Consider the following 25,917-nt stretch of genomic DNA (forward strand, 5'->3'; position numbering starts at 1 on the left):
GCCGACGTACAGGGCGAATCCGCGCGCCTCGGTGCCCTCCGGCACGGCACGGATGCGGGAGACGGGGCTGGTGGTTTCGTCGGCGCGCGCGGGCGCGGTGGGGAGGTCGTCCACCGGTCGCGGTCGTACAGGGGTGCGTGCCGGCGGCTTGCGGAGTGCGTCGAGAGTGGCGAGAGACATGTCGTCGAATCCTTCATGGGCGGGCGACGTGGGGGTGTGATCATCCACGGTGGTTCGCCTCGCGAGAGTGGAGCGGGTGTGCGGGGTGGCGGAGTCGATGCCCCGAACGGGCAGATTCCGGGAGTCCGTCGGGCTCAGACATGGGAGCGCATTCGGGACTCGGCGAGAGAGAAGAAGTCTCTACGCACACATTCGACAACAGGTGACCGCGCGCGCCGACATCATGTCGGCGGTCCCACAAGCCTCGAAGGAGGTCAGGACATGCGTACGGTCGGTGGTCATGCCTGTCAGTTTCTTGCACCGGGCCGCAAAACGCAACCTGGCTCAGACGGTTCCGTACAGCCGATCGCCCGCGTCGCCGAGGCCCGGGACGATGTAGCCGACCTCGTTGAGCTTCTCGTCGAGCGCGCCGAGCACGACGGTGACGTTGCGACCCTCGGTCGCCGCGCGCACGGCCTCGACGCCCTCGGGCGCCCCCAACAGGCAGATCGCGGTGACGTCGACCGCGCCGCGGTCGAACAGGAAGTCGATCGCTGCCACCATCGAGCCGCCGGTCGCGAGCATCGGGTCAAGGAGGAAGCACTGGCGGCCCGCCAGGTCATCCGGCAGGCGTGTCGCGTAGGTCGTCGGCTGGAGCGTCTCCTCGTCGCGCACCATGCCCAGAAAGCCCACCTCGGCCGTCGGGACGAGCGCGGTCATGCCGTCGAGCATGCCGAGGCCGGCGCGCAGGATCGGCACGACGAGCGGGCCGGGTTCGGCGATCTCGACGCCCATCGTCTCGGTCACCGGCGTGGTGACGCTTACCCGGGTGACCCGCACGTCGCGCGTCGCCTCGTAGGCGAGCAGCGTGACGAGTTCGCGCGCCAGGTTGCGGAACGTCGGGCTCGGGGTGCGCGCGTCGCGCAGCAACGTGAGCTTGTGCGTGATGAGCGGGTGGTCGGCGACGTGGAGGCGCATAGGCTCAATCTATCGGACCGCGCACCCCGCCCCGGCGGGTGTCCGTTTCGGATGGTGCCAATTCAGCTTGGCGCCAAGTTCAATTGGCACCACGGAAAAGGGAGGGTGGATGACCGACGACGAGGTCATGGAACTCGCCCTCGCCGAGGCGCGCGCCGCGCTCGCGACCGGCGATGTTCCGGTCGGCGCCGTCGTCCTGGACGGTGCGGGGCGCATCCTCGCGACGGGGCGCAACGAACGCGAGCTGCACCAGGATCCGACCGCGCACGCCGAGGTGGTCGCGATCCGCCGCGCCGCCGAAGCGCTCGGGGCCTGGCAGCTGGCCGACACGACCCTCGTGGTCACGCTCGAGCCGTGCGTGCTGTGTGCGGGGGCCATCCTCGCGGCCCGCATCCCGCGACTGATCTTCGGCGCCTGGGACGAGAAGGCGGGGGCGGTGGGCAGCGTGCACGACCTGGTCCGCGACCGACGCCTCCCGCACCGGGTCGAGGTGACCACGGGTGTGAGAGGCGTCGAGGCGGCGGAGCTGCTCCGCGAATTCTTCGAACAGCGGCGCTGACGGCGCCGCGCGCGACCTACTCCCAGAGCACCGCGATGACCACGTTGACGATCGCGAGTCCGCCCGCGGCGTGGAAGGCGGGCTTGATCTTGCGGTGCTTGCGTTGGTTGACGTTCGCGACGATCGCGGCGACGAGGACGACGAGGGCGACGATCAGCTTGACCGCGATCTTCGCGTTGTCGACGCCCAGGTCACCCATCTGACGCATGCCGACGAGGGCGAGACCGGTCACGACCTGCGTGATGGCCCCGGCGAGCAGGATGTCGGTGCGAAAGCCCGAGTTCGCCCGCATCTGCACCAGAAACACTCCGATGATCGCGGCGAGTCCGAGGAAGTGCAGGACGAGGACGAGGTTGAGGGCGAGTTCCATGGTGCTCCTTTGCGCGCCTCAGTCGGCGCTCTTGATGACGATGGCGTCGGTCGGCGGGTTGAAGTCGTCGGGGGAGTGGAACACGTCGGGTTCGATGTAGATGATGCGGGCGTGGGGAACAGCCTCGCGGACCTGCACCTCGACCGAATTGATCGCGCTGGCGACGTTCGACATCGAGGTGCCCTTGGGGAAGGCGAGCTTCGCGCCGACCATCAGCTCGTCCGGGCCCACGTACAGGGTCTTCATGTGGATGATCGTCTCGACCTGCGGGTGCGAGACGAGCGCTTCGCGGATCTTCGCGACGTTCGCCTGATTCGCGCCTTCGCCGACAAGCAGGCTCTTCGTCTCGATGCCGAGGACGAGGGCGACGAGCACCAGCAGGACGCCGATCGCGATGGTGCCGATCGCATCCCAGACGGGGTCGCCGGTCACGATGGTGAGGCCGACGCCGACGAGCGCGAAGGTCAGGCCGAGCAGTGCGGCGATGTCCTCCAGCAGTACGACGGGCAGCTCCGGCTGCTTGGCGTGGCGCACGAACGCGACCCAGCCCTGGTCGCCGCGGGCGAGGTTCGACTCGATGACCGCCGTGCGCAGCGAGAACGACTCGAGCACGATCGCGATGACGAGCACGACGATCGGGAGCCACGGCACCTCGAGCGGGTGCGGGTTCTGCAGCTTCTCGATGCCCTCATAGAGCGAGAAGACGCCACCGACGGAGAACAGCACGATGGCGACGACGAAGGCGTACACGTAGCGCTCGCGCCCGTAGCCGAAGGGGTGCTCGGCGTCAGCCTTGCGTTTGGCCTGCCGGCCGCCGAACAGCAGCAGGCCCTGGTTCGCCGCGTCGGCGACCGAGTGCACGCCTTCGGCGAGCATCGCGCTCGAACCGGAGAATGCGAACGCGACGAACTTGGTGATCGCGATGCCGGAGTTCGCCAGCAGGGCCGCGACAACGGCCTTTGTTCCGCCCGAGGTGCTCATCGATCAGGTCCCCTCTGCGCTCGAAACTGGGCGCGCGGTCCCAAGTTACACTCTGCGAGTGACCGCTTCCTCCTCCGAAACGACTCGTCTGCCCCGTATCGCGATCCTCGGCGCAGGGTCGATGGGAGGGGCGATCCTCGCGGGGCTGCGCCGCTCCGCGGCGGCCGACGATGGCGTGGTCGTCACGACGCGCAGCGCCGAGAGCGCCGCGCGCATGTCCGCAGACGGCATCGAGGTCCTCTCTCTCGAGACGGCGCCCGACGCGAATCGTCGCGCCGTGGCGGGCGCGGGGCTCGTTCTCCTCGCCGTCAAGCCGGCGATGATCGCCGACCTGCTGCGTGAGATCGCCGACGCGCTCGAACCCGACGCGATCGTGGTGAGCGTGGCCGCGGGCGTGACGACGGCGTCAATGGAGGCACTGGTCGCCAACCCGGTGGTTCGCTCCATGCCGAACACTCCGTCGCTGGTGGGCCTCGGGGTGACCGGGCTCTCGGCGGGCTCCCGCGTGGACGACGCCCAGGTGTCGCTCGTGGCGGCGCTCTTCGCGACGGTCGGAGAGGTCATCGTCGTGCCGGAGGCGCAGTTGGACGCGCTCTCCGCGGTGTCCGGCTCCGGCCCCGCCTACGTGTTCCTGCTGATCGAGCGCTGGACGCAGGCCGCGATCGATCTCGGCTTCGCTCCCGAGCAGGCGCGGCTGATGGTCGAGCAGACGGTGCGCGGCGCGAGCGAGCTGCTGGCGGGGGCCGACGTCGATGCCACCGAGCTGCGTCGCCGCGTGACCAGCCCGAAGGGCACGACCGAGCGCGCGGTCGCCGTGCTCGAGGAGGCCGAACTTCGCGACCTGTTCACGCGTGCCGCCGACGCTGCCGTCGCGCGGGCGAAGGAGATCGCCGCAGGGTCCTGACCTGAGCGGGCGTTCGGCGACTCAGCCGAGGGTCGCGAAGCGGTCGAGGTCGGCGACCTTTCCGCTGGCGATGATGAGGTCGTGGTTCGAGACCACCGTGTCCGCTGTCGCGTAGGTGAACTCCTTGCCGGGGCTCTTCACGCCGACGACGGTGATGCCGTACTTGGTGCGCACGTGCGAGTCGGTGAGACTGAGTCCGCGGATCGGCTTCGGCGGGTACATCTTGACGATCGCGAAGTCGTCGTCGAACTCGATGAAGTCGATCATGCGGCCCGACACGAGGTGGGCGACGCGCACGCCGGCCTCCGCCTCCGGGTAGATCACGTGGTTGGCGCCGATGCGCGAGAGGATCTTGCCGTGCGACTGGCTGACGGCCTTCGCCCAGATCTGCGGGATGCCGAGGTCGACCAGGTTCGCGGTGATGAGCACGCTCGCCTCGACGTAGGAGCCGACCGCGACGACCGCGACCTTGAAGTCGGCGGCGCCGATCTGCCGGAGCGCGTCGATCGAGCGCGCATCCGCCTGCACGGCGTGCGTGACACGGTCTGCCCACTTCTGCACGAGGTTCGGATCTTCATCGACCGCGAGCACCTCACGGTCGAGTCGCTGAAGCTGCCCGGCGGTCGCGGCGCCGAATCGGCCGAGGCCGAGCACCAGAACCGGGGCGTCGTGCGGGATTCGCTCAACCAACGATGGGCCTCTCTTCGGCGCGCGTGAACAGCTGACGGCGTTGGCTCGCCGCGAGTGCGGCGGCCAGTGTCACGGTACCAACTCGGCCCGCCCACATGGTGGCCGCGAGGACGTACTTGCCCGCATCCGGCAGGGTCTCGGTCAGCCCGGTGCTCAGCCCGCAGGTGGCGAAGGCGGAGATCACGTCGAACAGCACGCGGTCGAGCGGCTCATCGGTGATCCGCAGGATGACGATCGAGGCAGCGGCGACGATCGTCGCTCCCCAGAGCACGACGCTGACCGACAGGCGCAGCACGTCGTTCGGGATGCGGCGGTCGAAGACCTGCATATCGGTGTCGCCCTTGGCCTCGGCGTAGGCCGCGAGGAAGAGGACGGCGAGCGTGGTGACCTTGATCCCGCCCGCGGTGGAGGCGGAGCCGCCGCCGACGAACATCAGCATGTCCATGACGAGGTACGAGGCGCCGTCCATGGCGCCGACGTCGACGTTGGCGAAGCCGCCCGAGCGGGTCATGAAGGAGAGGAAGGTCGCCGTCATGGGCCGGGCCGCCGCGTCTTGGCCGCCCAGGGTGGCCGGGTTCGACCACTCGAGGACGAGGATCGCGACGGAGCCGAGGATGACGAGCGCGATGGTGGTGACGAGGGTGAGCTTGGCGTGGATCGGCAGGCGGACCCGAAAGCGCACGGTGCGCAGCACGGCGAAGATGACCGGGAATCCGAGGCTGCCGAGGAAGACGCCGAAGGCGATCGTGGTGAGGAACCAGGGGTCGGTCGCGAACGGCTCGACGCCGTCGACGGTCGGCACGAAGCCGGTGTTGGTGAAGGCGGAGGCCGCGAAGTAGAAGCCCTTCCACGTCGCCGACCAGGGGTCGAGGCCGTGCGCGAGCAGGCGCGGCACGAGCGAGAGCATCAGGATCAGCTCGATGATCAGCGTGGACAGCGCCACGGTCGCCAGCAGCCCGCCGATCTCGCCCAGCCGCACCGCTTGGGATTCGGCGACCGGGCCGGCGTGCAGGCGTGAGGCGTTGGTGTCGCTTGCCGCGATGAGCCGAGCGCGCAGCCCGAGACGCCGTGAGACGACCAGGCCGAGGATGCTCGCGAGCGTCAGCACGCCGATGCCGCCGACCTGCAGGCCGATCAGAATGGCGACGTTGCCGAAGGTGGACCAGTGAGTCGCCATGTCGACGACCACGAGTCCGGTGACGCAGATCGCGGAGACGGCGGTGAACAGAGCATCGACGATCGGCGTCGCCTGCCCGTCGCGAGCAGCCCACGGCGTTGCGAGAATCGCCGTCAGCGCGAGGATCAGTCCGGTGAAGATGAGGATCGCGAATCGCGAGGGCGAGCGCCGGGCGAAGTCGTCGAAGGCGTCCCGGATTCGCGCCGGGCGCGACCGCGTGTCAGGGAACCGACCGGCTCCCCGCCGCCTTTTCGCAGGATTCGCGCGCACAGGGGGCCATGGTACTCGCGCCGCGACCGATCTAGTCTTGGGTCATGGCTGACATCTTCACGTGTCTCGCGGACGGGACGCGCCGCCACCTGCTCGAACTGCTGCTTGCGCGCGCCCAGGCGGACGAATACGTGGGCGAGGTATCCGTGGGGGAACTCGTCGAGGCGCTCGGGCTGAGTCAGCCCACCGTGTCGAAGCATCTCAAGGTGCTGCGCGATCACGGGCTGGTCGCGGTGCGCGAAGAGGGGCAGCATCGCTACTACCGGATCGACCCCGCGCCGCTGGAGGAGCTCGACGGGTGGCTCTCGCCGTTCCTCGCGCGCGATGCCGAGCGGCTGTCGCAGGAGAGTGACGCCTCGGCGCAGTCGACGGTGTTCGCCGCCTGGGCGGGAACCGGCGTCGCTGGTCGCGTCGGTCGTGCGGCCGCCGACACTGCGCACTCCGCGCGCGCAGCCCTCGATGCTGCGCAGGACCGGCTGCACGGGGCGCAGGCGCGACTCGAGCGGGTTCAGCACAAGGTGACGGAGATCCTGCCGTTCCGCGGCTCGAAGGACTGATCGAGGCCTAGACAGGGCCGTCCGGCACCGCTAGTCTCGCGATGCACTCCTGTCACAGGAGTCACACAGATCACACGAGACACGACAGCGAGTCGGAACGGAGGCGGCATGGCTCAGGACCTGTCCGACGTGCGCTTCCTCACCGTCGCCGAAGTCGCCGAGATGATGCGCGTCTCGAACATGACCGTCTACCGGATGGTCCACGCGGGGGAGCTCCCCGCGGTGCGCTTCGGCCGCAGCTACCGCATCCCCGAGTCGGCGGTCTCGCACGCGATCGAGCTGCCCGAGTCGAACGTCGGCTGAGCGCTCGTTTCGCTCGATCCAGGGTCTCCGGGTAGACTCTGGAGGTTAGATTTCCGCGGTTCGGCCTAGGACCCGGTGGTCCCGACTCCGAACAAGCGAGGTGAACATGGGTTCCGTCATCAAGAAGCGCCGCAAGCGCATGGCGAAGAAGAAGCACCGCAAGCTGCTGCGCAAGACGCGCCACCAGCGTCGCAACAAGAAGTAAGTCGCTCTGCGGATTGAGTAGCGCGAAGCGCGTATCGAAATCCCAGCAGCGCGCACCAGGAACGCCCGAGCCGTCTAGGCCGGGCGTTTCTGCTGTGCCGAGCGCTTCACGCGTCGCGCCTCGCGCGCCACGCGCTTCCGCGCCGCCCGGATGCTCTTGGCTGTCAGTCGCAGGATCGGCCAGCCGTGCTTGTGCGCGTGGTGGGTGAGGATCGCGTCCGGGTTCACGGCGATCCGGTTGCCGACCAGCTCCAGCAGGGGGATGTCGTTGCGGCTGTCGGAGTACGCCCAGCAGTCGGCGACATCCGCTCCCGCCTTCGCTGCGAGCGCGCGCGCCGCCGCGGCCTTGCGCTCGGCGTGGAGCACGTGACCGACCAGTTCCCCGGTGTAGACGCCGTCGACGGTCTTCACCTGGGTGCCGAGCGCGCCGGTGAGTCCCAGCTTGCGGGCGATCAGGTCGCCGACCTCCCAGGGTGTCGCCGAGACGAGCCAGACCTCGTGGCCTTTGCGCAGGTGGTCGCGGGCGAGCTCGACCGACTCGGGGTAGAGCCGCGGCTGGATCCGACGCTCCCAGATGCGCTCGCCGAGTCCGATGATCTGCTCGCGAGTGTGGCCGGCGGCGAGCCCGAGGGCGCGCTCACGGGCCGAGACGAGGTGCAGGTCGTTCTCGCCGACCGCGATGAATCGGGCTTGATGCCAGACGAAGCGCCAGATGTCGCGCCAGCGCACGAGTCCGCTTGCCACGGCTTCGCGGCCGACCTGGAAGATGCTCGTGCCGCGCATGAGCGTGTTGTCGACATCGAAGAACGCGATGATCGGGCGATTGCTCGGGCTGAGGTCGGAGGCGGACATCGGCGCAACTCTAGCCGCCGGTAGGGTGGCGACGTGAGTGCACCACGCCTGACCCTGGTCGGAAAGCCCGGCTGCCATCTGTGCGACGACGCACGGGCCGTGGTGCTGCAGGTGCTCGACGAGTTCCCGGGCTTCAGTTTCGATGAGCGATCGATTCTCGACGATGCGGAGCTCTTCGACGCGTACGTCGAAGAAATCCCGGTCCTGCTGATCGACGACCGGGTCCACACCATCTGGCGCGTCGACCCGGAGCGGTTGCGTCGTCGACTCGAGGAGGTCACCGCATGATCCGTCACATCGTCGCCTGGAAGCTCAAGGCCACCGAGCCGGCCGAGAAGGAGGAGGCTGCCCGGCGTCTCGCGGTCGGGCTGCAGGAGCTCGTCCCGATCATCCCGGAGATCCAGCATCTGACCGTCGGCGCCGACCTCGGCGTCGTCGACGGCAACTGGGACGTCGCGTTCTGGGTCGACTTCGCCTCGCTCGCCGACCTCGACACGTACCAGTCGCACCCCGCGCATGTGGCCTTCGCGGCGCTGCCGCGCGAGCTGACCGCCGACCGGGTCTGCGTCGACCTCGATCTCTAGGTCGCCCGCGTCGCTCTGGTCAGCGCGGCGGCTCCATGCTTAGGTGGAGGTCCTGTCACTCGAATGAAGGAGTTCGCACTATGAAGTTCCAGATCGTCAAGGGCAAGAGCGAGAAGCAGCCGTACTTCTGGCGCATCGTCGCCTCCAACGGGCAGACGCTCGCGGTGAGCGAGAACTACGTGCAGAAGGCGTCCGCGAAGAAGGCCGTCGAGTCGGTCATCAGCAACGCGGCCGGCGCGACGATCGAGGACCTCGCCTAGCGCGCTACGGAGTGAGGCGGTTCGGTCCGCGGAACAGGTACGTGACCTCGCGGATCGACGACTGGTGCAGCAGCAGCATGATCACGCGGCTGAGGCCCATGCCGAACCCGCCGTGCGGTGGCACGCCGTAGCGGAAGAAGTCGAGGTAGAAGTCGAGCTCCTCGGGCTCGAGGCCCTTCTCCTTGGCCTGCTCGATCAGCACATCGACCCGGTGCTCGCGCTGGGCACCGGTCGAGATCTCGACGCCGTTGAAGACGAGGTCGTAGCTGTTCGTGAGGCTCGCGTCGCCCTCGTGGCGCATGTGGTAGAACGGCCGGATTCCGGTCGCGTAGTCGGTCACGAAGACGAACTCGTGGCCGAGCTCCTCGCGCACGTACTCGCTCAGGCGGCGCTCGCCCTCGGGGTCGAGGTCGCCGTCGGCGCGCAGCACCGTGTAGCCGCGCTTCTCGAGGATCTGGTGCGCCTCGGCGAGCGGGATGCGCGGGAACGGCAGGCTCGGAACCGTGACGGTGACGCCGAACGCGGCCTCGATCTCGGCGCCGTGCTTCTCGGCGACCGCGGTCAGGCCGGCCACGAGCAGCTGCTCGTGCATCCGCATGACGTCCTCGTGGCTCTCGACCCAGCTCATCTCGGCGTCGACCGAGATGAACTCGGTCGCGTGGCGGCTCGTGAAGCTCGGGTCGGCGCGGAACGCGGGCGCCACCTCGAACACCTTGCCGAAGCCGGCCGGCTGCGCCATCTGCTTGAAGAACTGCGGGCTCTGCGCGAGGTAGGCGGTGGTCTCGAAGTACTCGACCTCGAACAGCTCGGCGCGCGATTCGGAGGCGCTGGCCATGAGCTTCGGGGTGTGGATCTCGATGAAGTCGTTCTCGACCCACCAGGTGCGCAGCGCGTGCAGGAACGTGGTCTGCACGCGGAAGATCAGGTTCTGCTCCGGGCGGCGCAAGTCGAGGAAGCGCCAGTCGAGGCGCTTGTCGATCGACGAGTCGTCGGCGATCGGCGAATCGAGGGCGGATGCCGCCACGTCGAGTCCGGAGATCTTGATCTCCAGGCCGCCGAGCTTGACGCGCTCGTCGTGCTTGAGCTCGCCGGTCACCGTGAGGAAGGTGCCGCTCGAGAGCGCCGAGATCGACTCGGTGAGCTCGAGCGCGGGCTGCTGCTCGGGGCTCTCGGCCTCGCGTGTCGCCGGGTTGACGAGCTGAACCGCTCCCGATTCGTCGCGCAGGATGACGAACTGCACCTTCTTTTGATCCCGCACCGTTTCCACCCATCCGGAGACGGAGACGGGGCCGTCGGCAAGCGCGGCGAGGTTCTTGATCAGAGTGCGGTCGGTCACGGGGGTCGAGTCTACTTCGACGGCGCCGACCGCACGGTGCGCGGCCCGGAGTCGGCGGCGCTCAGGCCTCGGGCGAGCGCGGGCGCAGCTCGGCGAGAACCTCGGCGAAGCGCACCAGGAAGCGCGGCTCGTCCAAGCGCTTGCGCCGCATCCACGAGGTGACCTCGTCGTTGCTCTTGCTCGCGTTGCACGAGGCGCAGGCCGGCACCACGTTGTCGATCGTGTACCGCCCGCCGCGCGAGATCGGCAGCCCGCAGTCCTTCTGCAGCGCGGGGGAGAGGCTGCCGCAGTAGGCGCAGCCGCCCCAGGCCGCAACGATCGCCTCCCACTCGGGCGGCGTCAGGTCGTTGTCGGCGAGGGCGACGCGCCGCCGGCGACGCCGGGCCGCCCGCACGCGTCGAGAGCCGCCGGTCGCCATGACCTCAGAACCTAGCCCTCGGCGCCGCGCAGCGAGCGGAGGCGCGTGAGGAACTCGTCGGCCATCGCCACCTGCCCCAGCAGCGCGGTGCGGCGATCCTCCGCATCCGCGATGAAGCGGTCGAGCTCGGCGATGTCGTGCTGCTGGGTGGCGTCGTTGATGGCCGCGAGCACCGTCGTCATCTGCTCGAGCGAGTAGCCGAGCGGCTTCATGCGGCGGATGACGAGCAGACGCTCGAGATCGGATTCGGTGTACTCGCGGTACCCGGCGGTCGTGCGCCCGCTCGGCGTCAGCAGGCCGATCTCGTCGTAGTGGCGCAGCGTGCGCAGCGACAGCCCGGAGCGCTCGGCGAGCTCGCCGATGTGCATGACGCTGCCCGGTGCTGTGCTCACGAGATCCCTCCCAACCCTCACGTTACGGTAGTGTTCCTGGGGGCGCGGCTCGCCGTGCTCTCCGCCGCCACGGCGGTCCACTCTCTCGTATCGTGCGACGCGGCGCGGTATCTCCGCCCCAGTGTCTCGTGCCGAGCGCTCTCGGGGCCTGTCCCCCAGGAGTCCCATGACCACGCCTGCCCCCGCGCCCATCCGGCCGAACCGCTACAAGGCCGAGCCGAGCGTGCTGACCGTGCTCCGCACGCCGCGCATCCTGACCCGCGAGGTGCTCGCCGGTCTCGTCGTCGCGCTCGCGCTCATCCCCGAGGCCATCTCGTTCTCGATCATCGCGGGCGTCGACCCGCGGGTGGGCCTGTTCTCCTCGTTCGTGATGGCCGTCTCGATCGCCTTCCTCGGCGGACGCCCCGCGATGATCACCGCCGCCACCGCGGCCGTCGCCGTCGTCATCGCGCCGGTCATGCGCGACTACGGTTTCGACTACTTCATCGCGACCGTCATCCTGGGCGGAGCGTTCCAGGTGATCATGGGCGTGCTCGGCGTCGCCAAGCTCATGCGCTTCATTCCGCGCAGCGTCATGATCGGATTCGTCAATGCGCTCGCGATCCTGATCTTCACCTCGCAGCTGCCACACCTGATCGGCGTTCCGTGGCTCGTGTATCCGCTGGTGGCCGGCGGCATCCTCATCATGGTGCTGATGCCGAAGCTCACCAAGGTGGTCCCGGCGCCGCTGGTCGCGATCGCGCTCACCACCGCCGTGGTCGTCGTGATGGCGCTCAACGTTCCGACGGTCGGCGATGAGGGCGAGCTGCCGAAGAGCCTGCCCGAGCTGTTCATCCCGAGTGTGCCGCTCACCTGGGAGACGTTCACGATCATCGCGCCCTACGCGCTGGCCATGGCCGTCGTCGGTCTGCTCGAGTCGCTCATGACCGCGAAGCTCGTCGACGAGGTCACCGACACCCACTCGCGCAAGACCCGTGAGGCGTGGGCGCAGGGCGTCGCCAACCTCCTCTCCGGCTTCTTCGGCGGCATGGGCGGCTGCGCGATGATCGGCCAGACGATGATCAACGTCAAGGCCTCCGGGGCGCGCACGCGCATCTCGACCTTCCTCGCCGGCGTGTTCCTGCTGATCCTCGTGGTCGGGCTCGGCGACCTGGTCGCGATCATCCCGATGGCCGCGCTCGTCGCCGTCATGGTGATGGTCTCGGTCGCGACCTTCGACTGGCACAGCATCCGGCCCTCCACGCTCAAGCGCATGCCGAAGAGCGAGACGGCGGTCATGGTCGCCACCGTCGTGATCGTCGTGCTGACCCACAACCTCGCGATCGGCGTCGTCGCCGGCGTGCTGGTGGCGATGGTGCTGTTCGCACGGCGGGTCGCGCACTTCGTCACCGTGACGCGCGTGCTTCCGGAAGACGAGCAGGTCCCCACCGCGTACTACACCGTCGACGGCGAGCTGTTCTTCGCCTCGAGCAACGACCTGACCACCCAGTTCGAGTACGCCGACGACCCGGAGCGGGTCGTGATCGACATGTCGAACTCGCACATCTGGGATGCCTCCACCGTGGCGGCGCTCGACGCGATCGTCACCAAGTACGACCAGCACGACAAGCGCGTCGTGCTGGTCGGAATGAATCAGGCGACCACCGATTTCCACGGTCGGCTCAGCGGGGGCGTGGGCGGCGGTCACTGACCCCGTCCGGCCGCACTCGGCAAGCCCGCGTACAATCGAACCGTGCCTGCTGACCTCGTTCATCTCGTCCGTCACGGAGAGGTCGAGAACCCGACCCGTATTCTCTACGGTCAGCTGGAGGGCTTCGGGCTCAGCGAGCTGGGCCACCGGATGGCGGAGGCGGCCGCCGCGTCGCTCGACGGCCGCAGCATCACCGGCATCCTCTCGAGCCCGCTGCAACGCGCGCAGGAGAGCGCCGCGCCGTGGGCCGCGCGCTTCGGTCGCGGCGTGGTGCTCGACGAGCGACTCATCGAACCGCGCAACCGCTTTCAGGGCATCAATGTCCGGCGCGACCTGCGTCGTCGGCCGGGGCTCTGGCCGTACGCCGTCAACCCGCTGCGTCCCTCCTGGGGGGAGTCGTTCGCCTCGATCCGCGCCCGCATGATGTCCGTCATCGCCGAGGCGCACGACGTGGCCAGCGGGGGAGAGATCGTGCTGGTCAGCCACCAACTGCCGATCTGGATGGTCGCACGCAGCGTCGCCGGACGCCGGCTCGCCCACGACCCGCGCGCCCGCCGGTGCACCCTGTCGAGCATCACGACGCTCGCCAAGGAGGGCGAGCGCTTCGTCGAGGTCGACTATCAGGAGCCGGCCGGTCACCTCCTCGCCCAGTCGATCGACCTCGGAGCCGTCTGATGCGCGCCCCCACCGCGGCCATCGCGCTGCTTCTCGCCGGTGCCCTCGCGGGCTGTTCGACCGCCTCGGGCGGTCTGCTCGACGACTACAACGCGGGCGACGACGGCGGCAACTACGTCTCCGGCGACGGCACGACCACCGCGATCGTCGCCGAGAACCGCGGTGAGCCGATCGAGTTCGCGGGCGAGACCGAGCTGGGCGACGCCGTCTCGAGCGAGGAGCTGCTCGGCCGGGTCGTCGTCGTCAACTTCTGGTACTCGACCTGCCCGCCGTGCCGGATCGAGGCCCCCGACCTCGAGCGGCTCCACCTCGACTACCTGGATGACGAGGTGACCTTCCTCGGCGTCAACGTGCGAGACGACGCCGCCACTACGCGAACCTTCGCCGCCGAGTTCGGAATCACCTACCCGTCGATCGTCGACGCGGCGACCAACGACGTTCAGCTCGCCTTCGCCGGCAAGATCGCGCCGAACGCGGTGCCGACCACGCTCGTCCTCGACCGCGAGGGCCGTGTCGCGGCGCGCATCTCCGGCCTCGTCTCCGACCCCGGCCTGCTCGCTCAGTTCATCGACGACGCGCTCGCCGAGGAACTGTGAACCCGGGCGACCTCGCCTTCGCCGGCGACCTCTGGCTCGCGCTGCCGCTCGCGCTCGCCGCGGGGCTGCTCTCGTTCGTCTCCCCGTGCGTGCTGCCGCTCGTGCCCGGCTACCTCGGCTACGTGAGCGGGGTCGCGAACGGCGCAGAGCACTCCCGCGGCCGGCTGGTCGCGGGCGCCGCCCTGTTCATCGCCGGGTTCTCGGTGATCTTCCTGGCGGTCTTCGTGCTGATCGGCAGCGTGAGCTCGTTCTTCCTGCGCTACCAGCAACTGCTGCTCTCGATCGGCGGCGTGATCGTGATGCTGATGGGGCTCGTGTTCATCGGGCAGGTCACGATGCTCCAGCGCCAGGTGAAGCTGTCCTGGCAGCCGCGCACCGGACTGCTCGGCGCCCCGCTGCTCGGCGTCGTCTTCGCGGTCGGCTGGACGCCGTGCATCGGGCCGACGCTCGCGGCGATGTCCACGCTCGCGCTCACCGGCGATGTGCCGCGGGCGCTCGCGCTCGGCATCGCCTACTGCCTGGGCCTCGGGATCCCGTTCCTGTTGGTCGCGCTCGGCTTCGGCTGGGTCGGCACCTCGATCGCGTGGGTCAAGCGCCACCTGCGCGTGATCAACATCACCGGCGGCGTGCTGCTCATCGTGCTCGGCGTGCTCATGGTGACCGGGGCATGGGGCGCCGTCATGACGGCCTTCGGGGGGGTGCTGGCGGGTGTCCTCCTCCCGATCTGACCGCGGCGTCGACCCGATGCGGCCTGACGACCATGTCGACGCCGCTCCGGCATCCGGCTCTCCGGCGCAGCCGCGCCTCGACGCCCGCGGCTACGCCCGCTTCTTCTGGCGCCAGCTCACGAGCATGCGCACCGCAATCGTGCTCCTGCTTCTGCTGGCCGTCGCGGCCGTGCCCGGCTCGCTCGTCCCGCAGCGCTCCTCCGACCCGAACGGCGTCATCCAGTACAAGCAGCAGTACCCGGAGCTCTTTCCGGTGCTCGATTCGCTGAGTCTGTTCGACACCTTCAGCTCGCCGTGGTTCTCGGCGATCTACCTGCTGCTGTTCGTCTCGCTCGTCGGCTGCATCCTGCCGCGCACCAAGCACCATTTCGACGCGCTGCGGGCCCGCCCGCCGCGCACCCCCGCGCGCCTGGAGCGCCTCGTCGGGTTCCGTCGCGTGGCGGTGCAGGTCGACCCGGAGAGCGCGGTGGAGTCGGCGCGCTCGGTGCTGCGCGGGCAGGGCTACCGCGTCGAGCGCTACGACGGAAGCGGCGTCCGCTCGATCTCGGCCGAGCGCGGGTACCTCCGCGAGACCGGCAACCTGATCTTCCACATCTCGCTCGTCGGCGTGCTGATCGCAGTCGGCATCGGCGGCGGCTTCGGCTACAGCGGCCAGCGGATCCTCGTGCAGGACACCGCGTTCACCAACAGCCTCGGCAGCTACGACTCGTTCAATCCCGGTCGGTTCTTCACCGACGATCAGCTCGACGCCTACGCGATCCGGCTCGACGACTTCGTCGCCGAGTACGAGTTCGACCTGGACACCATCAGCTGGCAGCCGCTCGACTTCGACGCCCAGCTCAGCGTGCGCGAGCAGGGCGGCGAGTGGGAGGCGCAGAGCCTTCGCATCAACGCGCCGCTCGACATCGCGGGAACCCAGGTGTATCTGCTCGGCAACGGCTACGCGCCGATCGTGACCGTGCGCGACCCTGCGGGAACGATCGTCTCGAGCGGGCCGGTCGCCTTCCGCCCCCAGGACAACAACCTGTTCAGCCTCGGGGTGATCAAGGTCCCTGACGGGCTCGACGAGCAGCTCGGGATGGTCGGGATCTTCGCCCCCGACGCGATCGAGGTCGCCGGCGTGCTCGCCTCGTTCTCTCCCGAGCCCGCGGACCCGCTGCTGCAGCTGGAGGTCTACTCGGGCGACCTCGGGCTCGACGACGGCGTCTCGGTCAACGCCTACGCGCTCGACACCGACGACCTGACCCCGCTGGCCGGACGCACCGCTGACGAGCCCGCGCTCGAGCTCGCGCTCGGCGACGAGGTGGAGCTGCCGAACGGCCTCGGCACCGTCGAGTTCACCGAACTGCGCCGCTTCGTCAGCATCGAAATCCACCACGACCCCTCGCAGGTCTGGGTGCTGCTGTTCTCGATCACGCTGCTCGGCGGGCTGCTGGTGAGCCTGTTCGTGCCGCGTCGCCGGGTCTGGATCAAGGTGCGCGACTCCGCGGAGGGAACCGTGCTGGAATACGCCGGCCTCGCCCGCGGCGAAGACGCCCGACTGGCCGACGCCGTCGCCGACCTGGCGATCCGGCACACGACCGCGCTCGGGGTGCCCGCCCCGGAGCGCCACACCGAACCTAGGATGGACGCGTGATGGACACCCTCGCCGCGTACTCGCTGATCGCGAACTACTCCGCGATCGCGCTCTACGTGCTCGCATTCCTCGCCTTCGTCGGCGACCTCAGCGCCCGCTCGGCCGCCGTGACCGCCGGGGCCGAGGAGGCCCGGGCGCTCGCCCGCGAGCAGCCTGCCGAGCGCGACGTGGGCGCCCGGACGGCCCTGCTGGAGCGGCTTGCGCGCCCCGCCTCCGACCGCGGTTCCGGGTGGCAGCGCCTCGGCTTCGCGCTGACGGTGCTCGGCTGGCTGCTCCACCTCGCCGCCCTCGTGATGCGCGGCGTCGCCGCCGAGCGCGTGCCGTGGGCCAACATGTACGAGTTCGCCCTCACCGGCACCGCGCTCGCCGTCGCCGTCTTCCTCGGCGTGCAGCTGTGGCGCGATGTCCGGTTCCTCGGCGCCTACGTGACCGGCATCGCGTCGATCCTGCTCGCGCTGGCGACCGTGAACTTCTACGTCGCCGTGTCACCGCTGCCGCCGCCGCTGCAGTCGATCTGGCTTGTCATCCACGTCTTCGTCGCGACGCTCGCGACCGGCTTCTTCGCGATCGGCGGCGGCCTCTCGATCGCGCAGCTGCTGCAGGCGCGTCGCGAGTCGGGCCGGGCGGCGGGACTGCGATTCCTGCAGACCTTCCCCACCTCGGACACGCTCGACCGCCTCGCCTCCCGCGTCATCGTCGTGGGCTTCGCACTGTGGACCTTCACCCTGATGGCCGGGGCGATCTGGGCCGAGCGCGCCTGGGGTCGCTACTGGGGGTGGGACACCAAAGAGGTGTGGACCTTCATCGTCTGGGTCGTGTTCGCGGGCTACATCCACGCGCGCGCGACGAAGGGCTGGCGCGGCTCGCGCAGCGCATGGCTGGCGATCGTCGGCTTCGCAGCCGTGCTCTTCAACTTCACGGCGGTCAACCTGCTGTTCAAGGGCCTGCACGCCTACAGCGGACTGTAGGCGACGGCCTCACGACGCGGGCGTCAGCGCGACCGGAACCCGACCGTCGCCGGTCGAGAACTGGATGACGACCTCGTCGGCGGTGCACTCGTAGGGCGCCTCGTTGAACGGGTGCGAGGCGAGGATGTCGCCGAACAGATCGCTGCCGTCCATCTCGACCCCGCCGACGTCGACCGTCATCGAGACGTCGCTCTCGTTGTGCGAGGTGGCGATCACGCCGCCGGCGACCTCGTAGTCGCCACGGATGCTGCCCGTGATCGTCCCGGTGCCGTCGATCCCCGCATCGAAGGTCAGCGTCAGCGTGAAGTCGGGCGTGTAGGTGTAGCTCGTCTCGGTGAAGCTCAGCCCGGTGTCGCCGTCGATGGTCATGGTGAGACCGCCGCCAGATTCTGCGCCGACGGCGTCGTAGAAGACCTGCATCTGGTCCTGCGTGATGCGCCAGTCGCCGATCAGGCAGGTCGACTGATCGATCTCCGTGTCGCCGCCCGAACCGTCGCTGCCGCCGGTCGCCTCGCCGCTGGGTGAGGCATCCGGGTCGGCGGTCGTCGCGCCGCCGGTGCACCCGGTCAGGGCGAGGGCGACGGCGGTGCCGGCGATGAACAGGGCAGGCGTGGAACGCGGAAGGGTGATCATGAGGCCTCCTCGGTGCGGTGCCTCGACCCTAACCGGGGTCCGGGGGCGCCAGATAGGGGCAGAAACTACTCACCTTCGGTCAGCAGCCGGTGGCACCGTTCCAGCCGATCCCGCCACCACGCGACCCGGTCGGGCGCGGCCGCATGCTCCCGCACGAGGTCGCCGTCGACGTCGATGCGGCGCACCGGCACCTCGCCGTTCACCGGCACCAGCGGCTCTCGGGTCACGTCGGCGGCGAGCAGCGCGGCCGTGCCGAGGCCGCAGTCGAACAGCAGCTCCGGCACTGCGGCAGCGAGTCGTGCGCCCATCGAGAGGCCGACGCTCGACTCGAGAGCGCTCGAGATCACCACGGGAAGCCCCGCATCGGCGGCGATCGCCAGGGCGGCGCGCACCCCGCCGAGCGGGGCCGCCTTGATCACCAGAAGATCTGCCGCGCCGGCACGGGCGACGGCGAGCGGGTCCTCGGCCTTCCGCACGCTCTCATCGGCGGCGATCGGCAGCTGCCAGTCGCGCAGCCGTTCGCGCAGCTCGGCGAGCTCGTCGACGCTCGCGCAGGGCTGCTCCAGGTACTCGAGGTCGAAGGGCGCCAGCAGGTGGGCCGCGTGCTCCGCCTCGTCCACGTTCCACGCCCCGTTCGCATCGACGCGGATGCGCCCGGCCGGACCCAGGTGCTCGCGTGCGGCGCGAACACGCGCGACGTCGTCGTCGAGGGTCTGGCCGCGCTCGGCGACCTTCACCTTGACGGTGCGCACGGCGCCGAAGCGCTCGAGCACGGCCGGCACCTGCGCGGCGGCGACGGCCGGCAGCGTCGCATTGACCGGGATGCTGTCGCGATAGTGCGGGACCTCCGGCCCCCAGCCCTCGTCGCAGGTGGCTTGCAGCCAGGCGGCCGCCTCCCGGTCGTCGTACTCGACGAACGGCGAGAACTCGGCCCAGCCGCGGGGACCGCGCAGCAGCATCAGCTCGCGCCGGTCGAGGCCGCGGAAGCGGGTTCGCAGCGGCAGCGACACGACCGCCGCGTCGGAGAGCAGCGCATCCAGGCTCGGCACCGTCGCATCCATTCCCCCATCCTGCCCTTGAAACGTCCGGCTCAGTAGGCTGAACCCGTGAATCCCGTCGTCTCCGAACTGTTCGATGCGAGCCGGTGGGTCGAGGTTCCCGGCTTCACGGAGCTGACGGACATCACCTACCACCACGACGTGACCGGGCGCATCGCGCGGGTCGCGTTCAACCGGCCCGAGGTGCGCAACGCGTTCCGGCCGCGCACCGTCGACGAGCTCGCGGCCGCGCTCGACGACGCCCGGCAGAACGCGCGCGTCGGCGTCGTGCTGCTCACCGGCAACGGGCCGAGCCCGAAGGACGGCGGCTGGGCGTTCAGCTCGGGCGGCGATCAGCGCATCCGCGGCCGCCACGGCTACCAGTACGAGGAACGCGGGTCGAGTGCCGAAGGCGGGTCGAGTGCCGCCGAAGGCGGTGTATCGAGACCGGGATTCGCTACGCCTGCTGCGCAGGCTACTCAACCCGCGGGCGCCATGCCCGCGGGGCGCCTGCACATCCTCGAGGTTCAGCGCTTGATCCGCTTCATGCCGAAGGTCGTCATCGCGGTCGTGCCCGGCTGGGCGGCCGGCGGCGGCCACTCGCTGCACGTCGTCTGCGATCTCACGATCGCGAGCGCCGAGCACGCCCGCTTCAAACAGACCGACGCGGATGTCGGCAGCTTCGACGCCGGGTACGGCAGCGCCTACTTCGCCAAGCAGGTGGGGCAGAAGGTGGCGCGCGAGGTGTTCTTCCTGGCGCGGGAGTACGACGCGCAGCGCGCCTACGAGATGGGCACCGTCAACGCGGTCGTGCCGCACGCCGAGCTGGAGGCGACGGCCCTGGAGTGGGCGGAGGAGATCCTCGGCAAGAGCCCGACCGCGATCCGCATGCTCAAGTACGCGATGAACCTCACCGACGACGGGCTCGTCGGCCAGCAGCTGTTCGCCGGCGAGGCGACGAGGCTCGCCTACGGCACCGACGAGGCGGTCGAGGGTCGGGACGCGTTCCTGGAGAAGCGCGCCCCCGACTGGTCGCCCTACCCGTGGCACTACTGAGCGGCGGCGGCTTGCGATGACGCGCGCCCTGCGGATCGTTCGGGCGGGCCCCGGCGTGCTCGACGCGCTGCGCACCGCTCTTTCGGGCGGGCCGGCGATCCTGGTCACGTCCGATGGCGCGCGCCCCGAGGATGTGCCGGGCACCGTGTCGCTCCGGACCGCACTCGTGGTTGAGAGCAGCGGGTCGACGGGGCGCCCCAAGCGCATCGCGCTCGGTGCGGACGCCGTGCTGGCGAATGCGGCGGCGAGCGAGTCGGCACTCGGCGGGCCGGGCCAGTGGGTGCTCGCGCTGCCGACCCACTACGTCGCGGGCCTCAACGTGCTCGCCCGGTCGATCGCGGCGGGCACCATCCCGGTCGCGGTCGCCGAGGGGCCGTTCACGGCGGCGGCGTTCCTGGCGGCGGCGGAGCGGCTCGACGCCCCTGACCGTTTCGTCTCGCTGGTGCCGAGCCAGCTCGCGACGCTGGTCGCCGATCCGTCGGCGCGGGTCGCGCTCGCCCGCTTCGCCGCGGTTCTCGTCGGCGGGCAGGCGACCCCGGCCACCCTGCTGGCCGAGGCTGCCGACCACGGCATCCGCGTCGTCCGAAGCTACGGCTCCAGCGAGACGAGCGGAGGATGCGTCTACGACGGCCGCCCCAACGGCACGACCGAGGTGCGCATCCGCGACGGCGAGGTGCAGCTCGCCGGGCCGACGCTCGCCGAGGGCTACCTGGGCGACCCGGCGCTGACCGAGGAGCGCTTCATCCACGATGAGGGCCTGCGCTGGTTTCGAACCGCCGACGCCGGTTACCTGACCGAGGAACCGGAGCCTCGGCTCGTGGTGACGGGGCGCCGCGACGACGTGATCATCTCCGGCGGCGTGAAGGTGGCGCTCGGCGCGATCGAGCAGGCGGTGCGCGAGCTGCCCGGCCTGTCGGATGCTGTCATCGTCGGCGCGCCGGACTCCCGCTGGGGCGAGGTGCCGGTGCTCGTCTCCGTGCACGATGCCGACCTCGCGGCGGTGCGCGCCGCGGTCGAGTCGGTGCTGGGCCCCGCGGCGAGACCGGCCCGGGTGCTGCGGCTCGCCGAGCTGCCGCTGCTGCCCGGCGGCAAGCCGGATCGCCTCGCGCTGCGGGCCCTCGTGTTCGCCGACAGCGCCTAGGCTGACGTCGTGGCCAAGCAGCAACGCATCGACCCCCGCAACATCGAGCGCACCCGCGCCAAGCAGAGCGCCGCCCGCAGCGGCAACCCGGCCAAGCGCGCCCAGAGCGCCCAGGCCGCCGCTCGCGCGCGCGGCCCGGTGCGCCCGGCAACTCTCGGAACCTGGATCGCCGCCTCGCGCCCGCAGACCCTCGCGCTGGCGATCGCTCCGGTCGCCCTCGGCACCGGAGCCGCCGCGCTGCTCATGGAGTCGTGGACCGAGCACTGGGTGCGGGCGCTGCTCGCCCTCGCCGTGGCAGTGGGCCTGCAGATCGGCGTGAACTACGCCAACGACTACTCCGACGGCGTTCGCGGCACCGACCGCGATCGGGTCGGGCCCGCGCGTCTCGTCGGATCCGGCCGGGCGAAGCCCCGCCAGGTGCTCACCGTCGCGCTCGTGTTCTTCGCCCTCTCGGCGCTCGCCGGCCTCGTTCTGGTGTGGCGCAGCGAGCAGTGGTGGCTTCTCGCCGTCGGCGCGGTGAGCCTGCTCGCCGCCTGGTTCTACACCGGCGGCAAGTGGCCGTACGGGTATCTGCCCCTCGGCGAGCTCGCGGTGCTGATCTTCTTCGGCTTCGTCCCGGTCGCCGGCACGATGCTCGTGCAGGCCGGAACAGTCAACATCGAGGCCTGGCTCGGCGGTTCGGCGCTCGGCTGCTTCGCGGCCGCCGTGCTGCTGGTGAACAACCTGCGCGATCGGGAGCGCGACGCGCTGCACTCCAAGCGCACGCTCTCGGTGATCATCGGGGCCACCGCGTCGAAGGCGCTGTTCACCGTGCTGATCCTGGTGCCCTACGGCATCCTGGCCTTCTTCGTGCTCTTCTACGAGTTCGCCCCGTACGTGTACTTCTCGCTGCTCGCCGCCGTCCCGGCGCTGCTGATCGTGTGGACGGCCAAGACCGCGCGTGAGCTCGTGATCGTGCTGCAGCTCGTGCTCGTGACGTCACTGACCTTCGGGATCGGGCTCGCCGCCGCGATCGGCTTCTAGTCGCCGTCCTCGGCGGCTTCGTCCTCGCCGCGGGTGACGATGCCCGCTTCGCGCCGCTTGCGCGCCGCGAACAGGTCTTCCGCGACTCGGTTGCGCAGGCGTCCGAGCGCGAGATACGAGATCGCGAGCGCCATGAGCGTGGCCGCGATGGCGGCGATCCACCACTCGATGCCGAGCACGAGCAGAACCACCAGGAGCGCCAGGAAGATTCCCACGCGCGCGAGGCTGTAGATCACCCAGGGATGCATTCTCCGAGTCTACGCGGGCGAGCCGCCTAGAATCGGGGCATGCGTTACGTCCTGATCGGTGGCCTGGCCCTGTTCGCGGTCATGGTCTTCTCCATCGTCGACATCCTGGCGATCGACCGGTCCCGTGTGCGTCACCTGCCCAAGGTCGTGTGGGTTGTGCTCGTCATCTTCCTGTCGGCCATCGGCTCGGCCCTGTGGTTCACGCTCGGGCGTGAGCGTCTGAACGGGGGGCGAGGCCCGTCGAGCACGGCGGGTCCGGCGCTCGGCCCCGACGACGACCCCGAGTTCCTGCGCCGCATCGCCCACGACCAGGAACGCGAAGAGCGCATTCGCAAGCTCGAGGAGAAGCTCGCCGAGCTCGACGATGACAACCCCAAGGACTGACCCGGTCTCGCCCGCGAGCGCCTTCGCGACGGCCCTGCTGGGGGAGTTCGCGCGCGCCGGGGTGACCGACATCGTGGTGTGCCCGGGCTCGCGCTCGCAGGCGCTCGCCCTCGCCGCCGCCCGGTTCGAGCGGGCCGGGCTCCTGCGCCTGCACGTGCGCATCGACGAGCGCGCCGCCGGCTTCCTCGCCCTCGGCCTGGCGCGCGAGAGCGAGCGGCCCGTCGCCGTGGTGACGACCTCGGGAACGGCGGTCGCGAATCTGCTGCCAGCGGCGCTCGAGGCGGCGCACTCCGGGATTCCGCTCGTGCTGCTGACCGCCGATCGCCCCGACGAGCTGCGCGGCGTCGGCGCCAATCAGACCACCCGTCAGCCGGGAATGTTCGACGTCGCCACTTCGCGCGGCTGGGATGTGCCGGCACCGAGCGCCGGCGATCCTGTCGAGACCGGCGCGGCGGAGCTCGTCGCGGAGGCGCTGCGCGACATCGCCGGGCCGGTGCACCTGAACCTGGCGTTCCGCGAGCCGCTCTCGGGCGCCGCGCCGCTGCCGGACATCGACCCGGGCAGCTGGGCTCCCGCGCCGGCGTCGGCTGATCCGGTCGTGCTGCGCGCGGCCCCCGGCACCGTCGTGGTGGCGGGCACGGGCGCGGGCGAGCAGGCCGAAGAGGCGGCGCGGGCGCTCGGCGCCCCGCTGCTGGCCGAGGTGACCAGCGGCGCCCGCTTCGGCCCGAACCTCGTCGCGGCGTATCGCGAGCTGCTCGACACGGCGAACTTCGGCGACCGCATCGAGCGCGTGATCGTGTTCGGGCACCCGACGCTCAGCCGCGAGATCCCCGCGCTCATCGAGCGCCCCGGGGTCGAGACGATCGTCGTGCGAAGCCCCGGGGTCGAGGACTACAACCCGGGCCGCGCGGTCGCCCGCCACCTCGACACGGTCCGCGTGGTCGACGATCCCGCGGCGGTGGAGTCGGCGCGGTCCTGGGTGGGGCGCTGGGTGCACGCCTCCCGGCAGCTCGTGGCCGTTCCCGAGCAGCGCGGCGCCGTGCTGACCGAGGATCTCGCCGAGCGCGCCCAGTTCGCCCGCGATCAGCTCGCCCACCTGCGCGCCCCGGTGACCCGGCGGATGCTCGTCGACGCGGTCTGGAACGCGAGCTGGCCGCACGATCGCCTCGTTCTCGCAGCGTCGCGCCTGATCCGCGAACTCGACCGGGTCGCGCCGGGCAAGAAGCTCCGCGTGCACGCCAACCGTGGGCTCGCCGGCATCGACGGCACGATCGCGACGGCCACCGGCATCGCGCTGGCGGCCGAGGCGGAGGGAGCCGAGGGCATCACCCGGCTGCTGCTCGGCGATCTGGCGCTGCAGCACGATCTCGGCTCGCTGCTGGCCGCCGCGGGGGAGGCCGAGCCGCGCCTGCAGGTCATCGTCGGCAACGACGGAGGGGGCTCGATCTTCGATCTGCTCGAGGTCGCAGCCCAGGCCGAGCCCGAGCTGATCGATCGCGTGCTGTACACCCCGCACACCATGGACATCGAGGCGCTCGCGACCGCCGCCGGCTGGGAGTACCGCCGCGTCGACACCCGCGCCGACCTCGACGGCGCGCTCACGCCTGCCCCGGGTCGCACCCTGGTCGAGGTCGCGCTCGCCCGTTAGGGTCGCCGCATGAGAGAACTGCTTCGCGTCGGCGACGGATTCGACCTCGGGGCTGTGGACCCGTCATCGACCCCGGGGGTCGACCTCGACAAGTCGGAGGGGCGGGAGGCGCTGGCCGAGGGGGCAGCCGAGCTCGCGACGCTTCAGGAGCTGATGTGGGCCAACTCGCGACACGGCGACGAGCGGCGGGTGCTGCTGGTGCTGCAGGCGATGGACACCGCGGGCAAGGGCGGCATCGTGCGGCACGTGGTCGGCGCTGTCGATCCTCTCGGGGTGCGCATCGCGGCGTTCAAGGCGCCGACCGAGGAGGAGAAGGCCCACGACTTCCTGTGGCGCATCCGCAAACGGCTGCCGCAGCCGGGAGAGCTGGGGGTCTTCGACCGCTCGCACTACGAGGATGTGCTGATCCACCGGGTGCGCGGCCTCTCGAGCCCGGAGGTCGTCGAGGAGCGCTACGGCCTCATCAACGACTTCGAGCGCGAGCTGGTCGCGGGCGGCACGCGCGTCGTCAAGGTGATGCTGCACATCTCGAACAGCGAGCAGCGCGAGCGGCTCGCTGAGCGCCTCGACCGCGCCGACAAGCACTGGAAGTACTCGCCGGGTGATGTCGACGAGCGGCAGCTCTGGCCCGCCTACATGGACGCCTACCAGCTCGCGCTCACGCGCACCTCGACGCCGGAGGCGCCCTGGTTCGTGGTGCCCGCCGATCGCAAGTGGTACGCCCGGCTGGCGGTGCAGAGTCTGCTGCTGGACGCGCTGCGCGGCCTCGACCAGCGCTGGCCGCTCGCCGACTTCGATGTCGAGGCCGAGAAGAAGCGCCTCGCCGGAAGCTAGCCGCCCGCGGACTCGACCGGCTGGCGCAGGATGGTGCGCAGCTTCTCGGGAGCGGACTTCCGGACGTCGCTGAGGTAGATCTCGTGGTGGCGGCCGGTCATCCGCAGCCCCTCGGCGGGGATGAACTCCTCGTGCATCCGCTGCAGAACCGGGCCCTCGTCGTCGAAGGATCCGAGGTGCAGGGTCTGCACGCAGCGTCCCTCCGACAGCGTCTCGAACCGCACATCGCCCAATCGCGCGGGCGGGGTCTTCGCTCCCGCGCGCTCGATCGCCGTCTCGACCAGGGCGACATCGATCCAGTCCGGCACCATGATCATCAGGGTCCAGTCCCACTGGGTCTTGTCGCGCGAGCTGGTGAACACGCTCATGTCCTCGGCCCACCACAGGCCTTCCAGCGGCGGCACGACGTAGTCGCGCCCGAGGTCGAGCTTGCTCGCGAACTTGAGCTTGTAGGCCACCGGATAGAGGGCCTCGAGGGCGCCGGTGTACTGCGCTGAGGCGCCCGGGGCTCCGTGCCCGTCGACCATCAGGTAGCTCAGATCGGGCACCTCGAGCAGGCGGAACTCGCCGATCGGGGCCCGGAAGCAGTCCAGGCTCTTCTTCAGATCGACCTTGTCCGACATGGT

Annotated in this window: 33 protein-coding genes and 1 pseudogene; 20 read left to right on the forward strand and 14 right to left on the reverse strand. The window is 70.2% G+C overall.

Features of this window, described 5'->3' with window-relative positions:
• Window positions 1-180, reverse strand: a pseudogene (locus tag QZ258_RS05410) (winged helix family transcriptional regulator); the annotation flags it as partial.
• A gap of 324 nt (window positions 181-504) precedes the next feature.
• Window positions 505-1,137, reverse strand: coding sequence for a uracil phosphoribosyltransferase (gene upp / locus QZ258_RS05415; RefSeq protein ID WP_294179668.1), 633 nt, complete (start codon window positions 1,135-1,137; stop codon window positions 505-507).
• A gap of 109 nt (window positions 1,138-1,246) precedes the next feature.
• Between upp and QZ258_RS05420 the strand changes: the two genes are divergently transcribed.
• The gene (locus QZ258_RS05420) at window positions 1,247-1,696 is read left to right on the forward strand and encodes a nucleoside deaminase (protein ID WP_294179669.1); all 450 of its coding nucleotides are present in this window, start codon (window positions 1,247-1,249) and stop codon (window positions 1,694-1,696) included.
• Between the two features lie 16 nt (window positions 1,697-1,712).
• Here QZ258_RS05420 and QZ258_RS05425 read toward each other — a convergent pair whose 3' ends face one another.
• On the reverse strand, window positions 1,713-2,066 hold the full coding sequence (locus tag QZ258_RS05425) for a hypothetical protein (RefSeq protein WP_294179670.1): 354 nt from the start codon (window positions 2,064-2,066) through the stop codon (window positions 1,713-1,715).
• Window positions 2,067-2,084: 18 nt separating this feature from the next.
• Entirely contained in the window at window positions 2,085-3,047 is a 963-nt protein-coding gene (locus QZ258_RS05430; RefSeq protein WP_294179671.1) for a cation diffusion facilitator family transporter, read from the reverse strand.
• Window positions 3,048-3,105: 58 nt separating this feature from the next.
• Here QZ258_RS05430 and proC point away from each other — a divergent pair, with 58 nt between their 5' ends.
• Window positions 3,106-3,951 (forward strand): pyrroline-5-carboxylate reductase, encoded by an 846-nt coding sequence (proC, locus tag QZ258_RS05435; RefSeq protein WP_294179672.1) that lies wholly within the window; start codon window positions 3,106-3,108, stop codon window positions 3,949-3,951.
• Window positions 3,952-3,972: 21 nt separating this feature from the next.
• On the opposite strand, the gene QZ258_RS05440 is transcribed toward proC, so the two are convergent.
• Window positions 3,973-4,641, reverse strand: a complete 669-nt coding sequence (locus tag QZ258_RS05440) for a TrkA family potassium uptake protein (RefSeq protein ID WP_294179673.1) — start codon at window positions 4,639-4,641, stop codon at window positions 3,973-3,975.
• Window positions 4,634-6,016: a TrkH family potassium uptake protein gene (locus QZ258_RS05445; RefSeq protein ID WP_294179713.1), complete on the reverse strand. Its 1,383-nt coding sequence runs from the start codon at window positions 6,014-6,016 to the stop codon at window positions 4,634-4,636. The genes QZ258_RS05440 and QZ258_RS05445 overlap by 8 nt, the downstream gene beginning before the upstream one ends.
• Before the next feature lie 116 nt (window positions 6,017-6,132).
• Here QZ258_RS05445 and QZ258_RS05450 point away from each other — a divergent pair, with 116 nt between their 5' ends.
• The 3 genes from QZ258_RS05450 to QZ258_RS05460 all read left to right on the forward strand — a co-directional run bounded on the left by QZ258_RS05450 (window position 6,133) and on the right by QZ258_RS05460 (window position 7,153).
• Window positions 6,133-6,645, forward strand: coding sequence for a helix-turn-helix transcriptional regulator (locus QZ258_RS05450; RefSeq protein ID WP_294179674.1), 513 nt, complete (start codon window positions 6,133-6,135; stop codon window positions 6,643-6,645).
• Between the two features lie 108 nt (window positions 6,646-6,753).
• On the forward strand, window positions 6,754-6,948 hold the full coding sequence (locus QZ258_RS05455) for a helix-turn-helix domain-containing protein (protein WP_294179675.1): 195 nt from the start codon (window positions 6,754-6,756) through the stop codon (window positions 6,946-6,948).
• A 106-nt stretch (window positions 6,949-7,054) separates the two neighbouring features.
• Entirely contained in the window at window positions 7,055-7,153 is a 99-nt protein-coding gene (locus QZ258_RS05460) for a 30S ribosomal protein bS22 (protein WP_003792170.1), read from the forward strand.
• A 74-nt stretch (window positions 7,154-7,227) separates the two neighbouring features.
• Here QZ258_RS05460 and QZ258_RS05465 read toward each other — a convergent pair whose 3' ends face one another.
• Entirely contained in the window at window positions 7,228-8,004 is a 777-nt protein-coding gene (locus QZ258_RS05465; RefSeq protein ID WP_294179676.1) for an HAD family phosphatase, read from the reverse strand.
• A gap of 33 nt (window positions 8,005-8,037) precedes the next feature.
• Here QZ258_RS05465 and QZ258_RS05470 point away from each other — a divergent pair, with 33 nt between their 5' ends.
• From QZ258_RS05470 to QZ258_RS05480, 3 genes are all read left to right on the forward strand, one after another.
• Window positions 8,038-8,292 (forward strand): glutaredoxin family protein, encoded by a 255-nt coding sequence (locus QZ258_RS05470; RefSeq protein ID WP_294179677.1) that lies wholly within the window; start codon window positions 8,038-8,040, stop codon window positions 8,290-8,292.
• A complete protein-coding gene (locus tag QZ258_RS05475; RefSeq protein WP_294179678.1) occupies window positions 8,289-8,588 on the forward strand; it encodes a Dabb family protein in 300 nt (99 codons plus the stop codon). Before QZ258_RS05470 ends, QZ258_RS05475 begins: the two co-directional genes overlap by 4 nt.
• Before the next feature lie 80 nt (window positions 8,589-8,668).
• Window positions 8,669-8,848, forward strand: a complete 180-nt coding sequence (locus QZ258_RS05480; protein ID WP_294179679.1) for a YegP family protein — start codon at window positions 8,669-8,671, stop codon at window positions 8,846-8,848.
• A 4-nt stretch (window positions 8,849-8,852) separates the two neighbouring features.
• On the opposite strand, the gene aspS is transcribed toward QZ258_RS05480, so the two are convergent.
• The 3 genes from aspS to QZ258_RS05495 form a co-directional block, all read right to left on the reverse strand.
• Window positions 8,853-10,184: an aspartate--tRNA(Asn) ligase gene (gene aspS / locus QZ258_RS05485; protein WP_294179680.1), complete on the reverse strand. Its 1,332-nt coding sequence runs from the start codon at window positions 10,182-10,184 to the stop codon at window positions 8,853-8,855.
• 61 nt (window positions 10,185-10,245) lie between these two features.
• On the reverse strand, window positions 10,246-10,602 hold the full coding sequence (locus tag QZ258_RS05490) for an HNH endonuclease (RefSeq protein WP_294179681.1): 357 nt from the start codon (window positions 10,600-10,602) through the stop codon (window positions 10,246-10,248).
• A gap of 11 nt (window positions 10,603-10,613) precedes the next feature.
• The gene (locus QZ258_RS05495; RefSeq protein WP_294179714.1) at window positions 10,614-10,970 is read right to left on the reverse strand and encodes a MerR family transcriptional regulator; all 357 of its coding nucleotides are present in this window, start codon (window positions 10,968-10,970) and stop codon (window positions 10,614-10,616) included.
• A gap of 190 nt (window positions 10,971-11,160) precedes the next feature.
• Here QZ258_RS05495 and QZ258_RS05500 point away from each other — a divergent pair, with 190 nt between their 5' ends.
• Genes QZ258_RS05500 through ccsB form a run of 6 tightly spaced genes read left to right on the forward strand, consistent with a single transcriptional unit; the run spans window position 11,161 to window position 17,287 of the window.
• Window positions 11,161-12,684 carry a SulP family inorganic anion transporter gene (locus tag QZ258_RS05500; protein WP_294179682.1) on the forward strand — a complete coding sequence of 508 codons (1,524 nt, stop codon included), beginning with the start codon at window positions 11,161-11,163 and terminating at the stop codon, window positions 12,682-12,684.
• A 42-nt stretch (window positions 12,685-12,726) separates the two neighbouring features.
• The gene (locus tag QZ258_RS05505) at window positions 12,727-13,359 is read left to right on the forward strand and encodes a histidine phosphatase family protein (RefSeq protein ID WP_294179683.1); all 633 of its coding nucleotides are present in this window, start codon (window positions 12,727-12,729) and stop codon (window positions 13,357-13,359) included.
• Window positions 13,359-13,955: a TlpA disulfide reductase family protein gene (locus tag QZ258_RS05510; protein ID WP_294179684.1), complete on the forward strand. Its 597-nt coding sequence runs from the start codon at window positions 13,359-13,361 to the stop codon at window positions 13,953-13,955. Before QZ258_RS05505 ends, QZ258_RS05510 begins: the two co-directional genes overlap by 1 nt.
• Window positions 13,952-14,683 (forward strand): cytochrome c biogenesis CcdA family protein, encoded by a 732-nt coding sequence (locus QZ258_RS05515; protein ID WP_294179685.1) that lies wholly within the window; start codon window positions 13,952-13,954, stop codon window positions 14,681-14,683. Before QZ258_RS05510 ends, QZ258_RS05515 begins: the two co-directional genes overlap by 4 nt.
• Window positions 14,664-16,319, forward strand: a complete 1,656-nt coding sequence (locus tag QZ258_RS05520; protein ID WP_294179686.1) for a cytochrome c biogenesis protein ResB — start codon at window positions 14,664-14,666, stop codon at window positions 16,317-16,319. The genes QZ258_RS05515 and QZ258_RS05520 overlap by 20 nt, the downstream gene beginning before the upstream one ends.
• The gene (ccsB, locus tag QZ258_RS05525; protein ID WP_294179715.1) at window positions 16,319-17,287 is read left to right on the forward strand and encodes a c-type cytochrome biogenesis protein CcsB; all 969 of its coding nucleotides are present in this window, start codon (window positions 16,319-16,321) and stop codon (window positions 17,285-17,287) included. The genes QZ258_RS05520 and ccsB overlap by 1 nt, the downstream gene beginning before the upstream one ends.
• A 9-nt stretch (window positions 17,288-17,296) precedes the next feature.
• Here the strand turns inward: ccsB and QZ258_RS05530 are convergent, their stop codons facing one another.
• Both QZ258_RS05530 and QZ258_RS05535 read right to left on the reverse strand, forming a co-directional pair.
• On the reverse strand, window positions 17,297-17,920 hold the full coding sequence (locus QZ258_RS05530; RefSeq protein WP_294179687.1) for a hypothetical protein: 624 nt from the start codon (window positions 17,918-17,920) through the stop codon (window positions 17,297-17,299).
• Window positions 17,921-17,985: 65 nt separating this feature from the next.
• Entirely contained in the window at window positions 17,986-18,981 is a 996-nt protein-coding gene (locus tag QZ258_RS05535; protein WP_294179688.1) for an o-succinylbenzoate synthase, read from the reverse strand.
• A gap of 45 nt (window positions 18,982-19,026) precedes the next feature.
• Between QZ258_RS05535 and QZ258_RS05540 the strand changes: the two genes are divergently transcribed.
• From QZ258_RS05540 to QZ258_RS05550, 3 genes are read left to right on the forward strand one after another with little or no spacing between them, the layout of a single operon-like run.
• The gene (locus QZ258_RS05540) at window positions 19,027-20,013 is read left to right on the forward strand and encodes a 1,4-dihydroxy-2-naphthoyl-CoA synthase (protein ID WP_294179689.1); all 987 of its coding nucleotides are present in this window, start codon (window positions 19,027-19,029) and stop codon (window positions 20,011-20,013) included.
• Window positions 20,014-20,029: 16 nt separating this feature from the next.
• Complete coding sequence (locus QZ258_RS05545; protein WP_294179690.1) at window positions 20,030-21,154, forward strand: AMP-binding protein; 1,125 nt, start codon at window positions 20,030-20,032, stop codon at window positions 21,152-21,154.
• A 9-nt stretch (window positions 21,155-21,163) separates the two neighbouring features.
• The gene (locus QZ258_RS05550) at window positions 21,164-22,177 is read left to right on the forward strand and encodes a 1,4-dihydroxy-2-naphthoate polyprenyltransferase (RefSeq protein WP_294179691.1); all 1,014 of its coding nucleotides are present in this window, start codon (window positions 21,164-21,166) and stop codon (window positions 22,175-22,177) included.
• Here the strand turns inward: QZ258_RS05550 and QZ258_RS05555 are convergent.
• Window positions 22,174-22,425: a DUF4229 domain-containing protein gene (locus QZ258_RS05555; RefSeq protein ID WP_294179692.1), complete on the reverse strand. Its 252-nt coding sequence runs from the start codon at window positions 22,423-22,425 to the stop codon at window positions 22,174-22,176. The genes QZ258_RS05550 and QZ258_RS05555 overlap by 4 nt on opposite strands.
• A 39-nt stretch (window positions 22,426-22,464) precedes the next feature.
• Here QZ258_RS05555 and QZ258_RS05560 point away from each other — a divergent pair, with 39 nt between their 5' ends.
• Genes QZ258_RS05560 through QZ258_RS05570 form a run of 3 tightly spaced genes read left to right on the forward strand, consistent with a single transcriptional unit; the run spans window position 22,465 to window position 25,291 of the window.
• Entirely contained in the window at window positions 22,465-22,809 is a 345-nt protein-coding gene (locus QZ258_RS05560) for a PLD nuclease N-terminal domain-containing protein (RefSeq protein ID WP_294179693.1), read from the forward strand.
• Window positions 22,790-24,457, forward strand: a complete 1,668-nt coding sequence (gene menD, locus QZ258_RS05565; RefSeq protein ID WP_294179694.1) for a 2-succinyl-5-enolpyruvyl-6-hydroxy-3-cyclohexene-1-carboxylic-acid synthase — start codon at window positions 22,790-22,792, stop codon at window positions 24,455-24,457. Before QZ258_RS05560 ends, menD begins: the two co-directional genes overlap by 20 nt.
• Window positions 24,458-24,466: 9 nt before the next feature.
• Window positions 24,467-25,291, forward strand: a complete 825-nt coding sequence (locus QZ258_RS05570; RefSeq protein WP_294179695.1) for a PPK2 family polyphosphate kinase — start codon at window positions 24,467-24,469, stop codon at window positions 25,289-25,291.
• On the opposite strand, the gene QZ258_RS05575 is transcribed toward QZ258_RS05570, so the two are convergent.
• The gene (locus QZ258_RS05575) at window positions 25,288-25,914 is read right to left on the reverse strand and encodes a GyrI-like domain-containing protein (RefSeq protein ID WP_294179696.1); all 627 of its coding nucleotides are present in this window, start codon (window positions 25,912-25,914) and stop codon (window positions 25,288-25,290) included. The two genes, QZ258_RS05570 and QZ258_RS05575, sit on opposite strands and share 4 nt — an antisense overlap.
• Window positions 25,915-25,917: the final 3 nt, after the last annotated feature.

Source organism: uncultured Schumannella sp. (assembly GCF_905479755.1).
Classification (GTDB): Bacteria; Actinomycetota; Actinomycetes; order Actinomycetales; family Microbacteriaceae; genus DCRR01.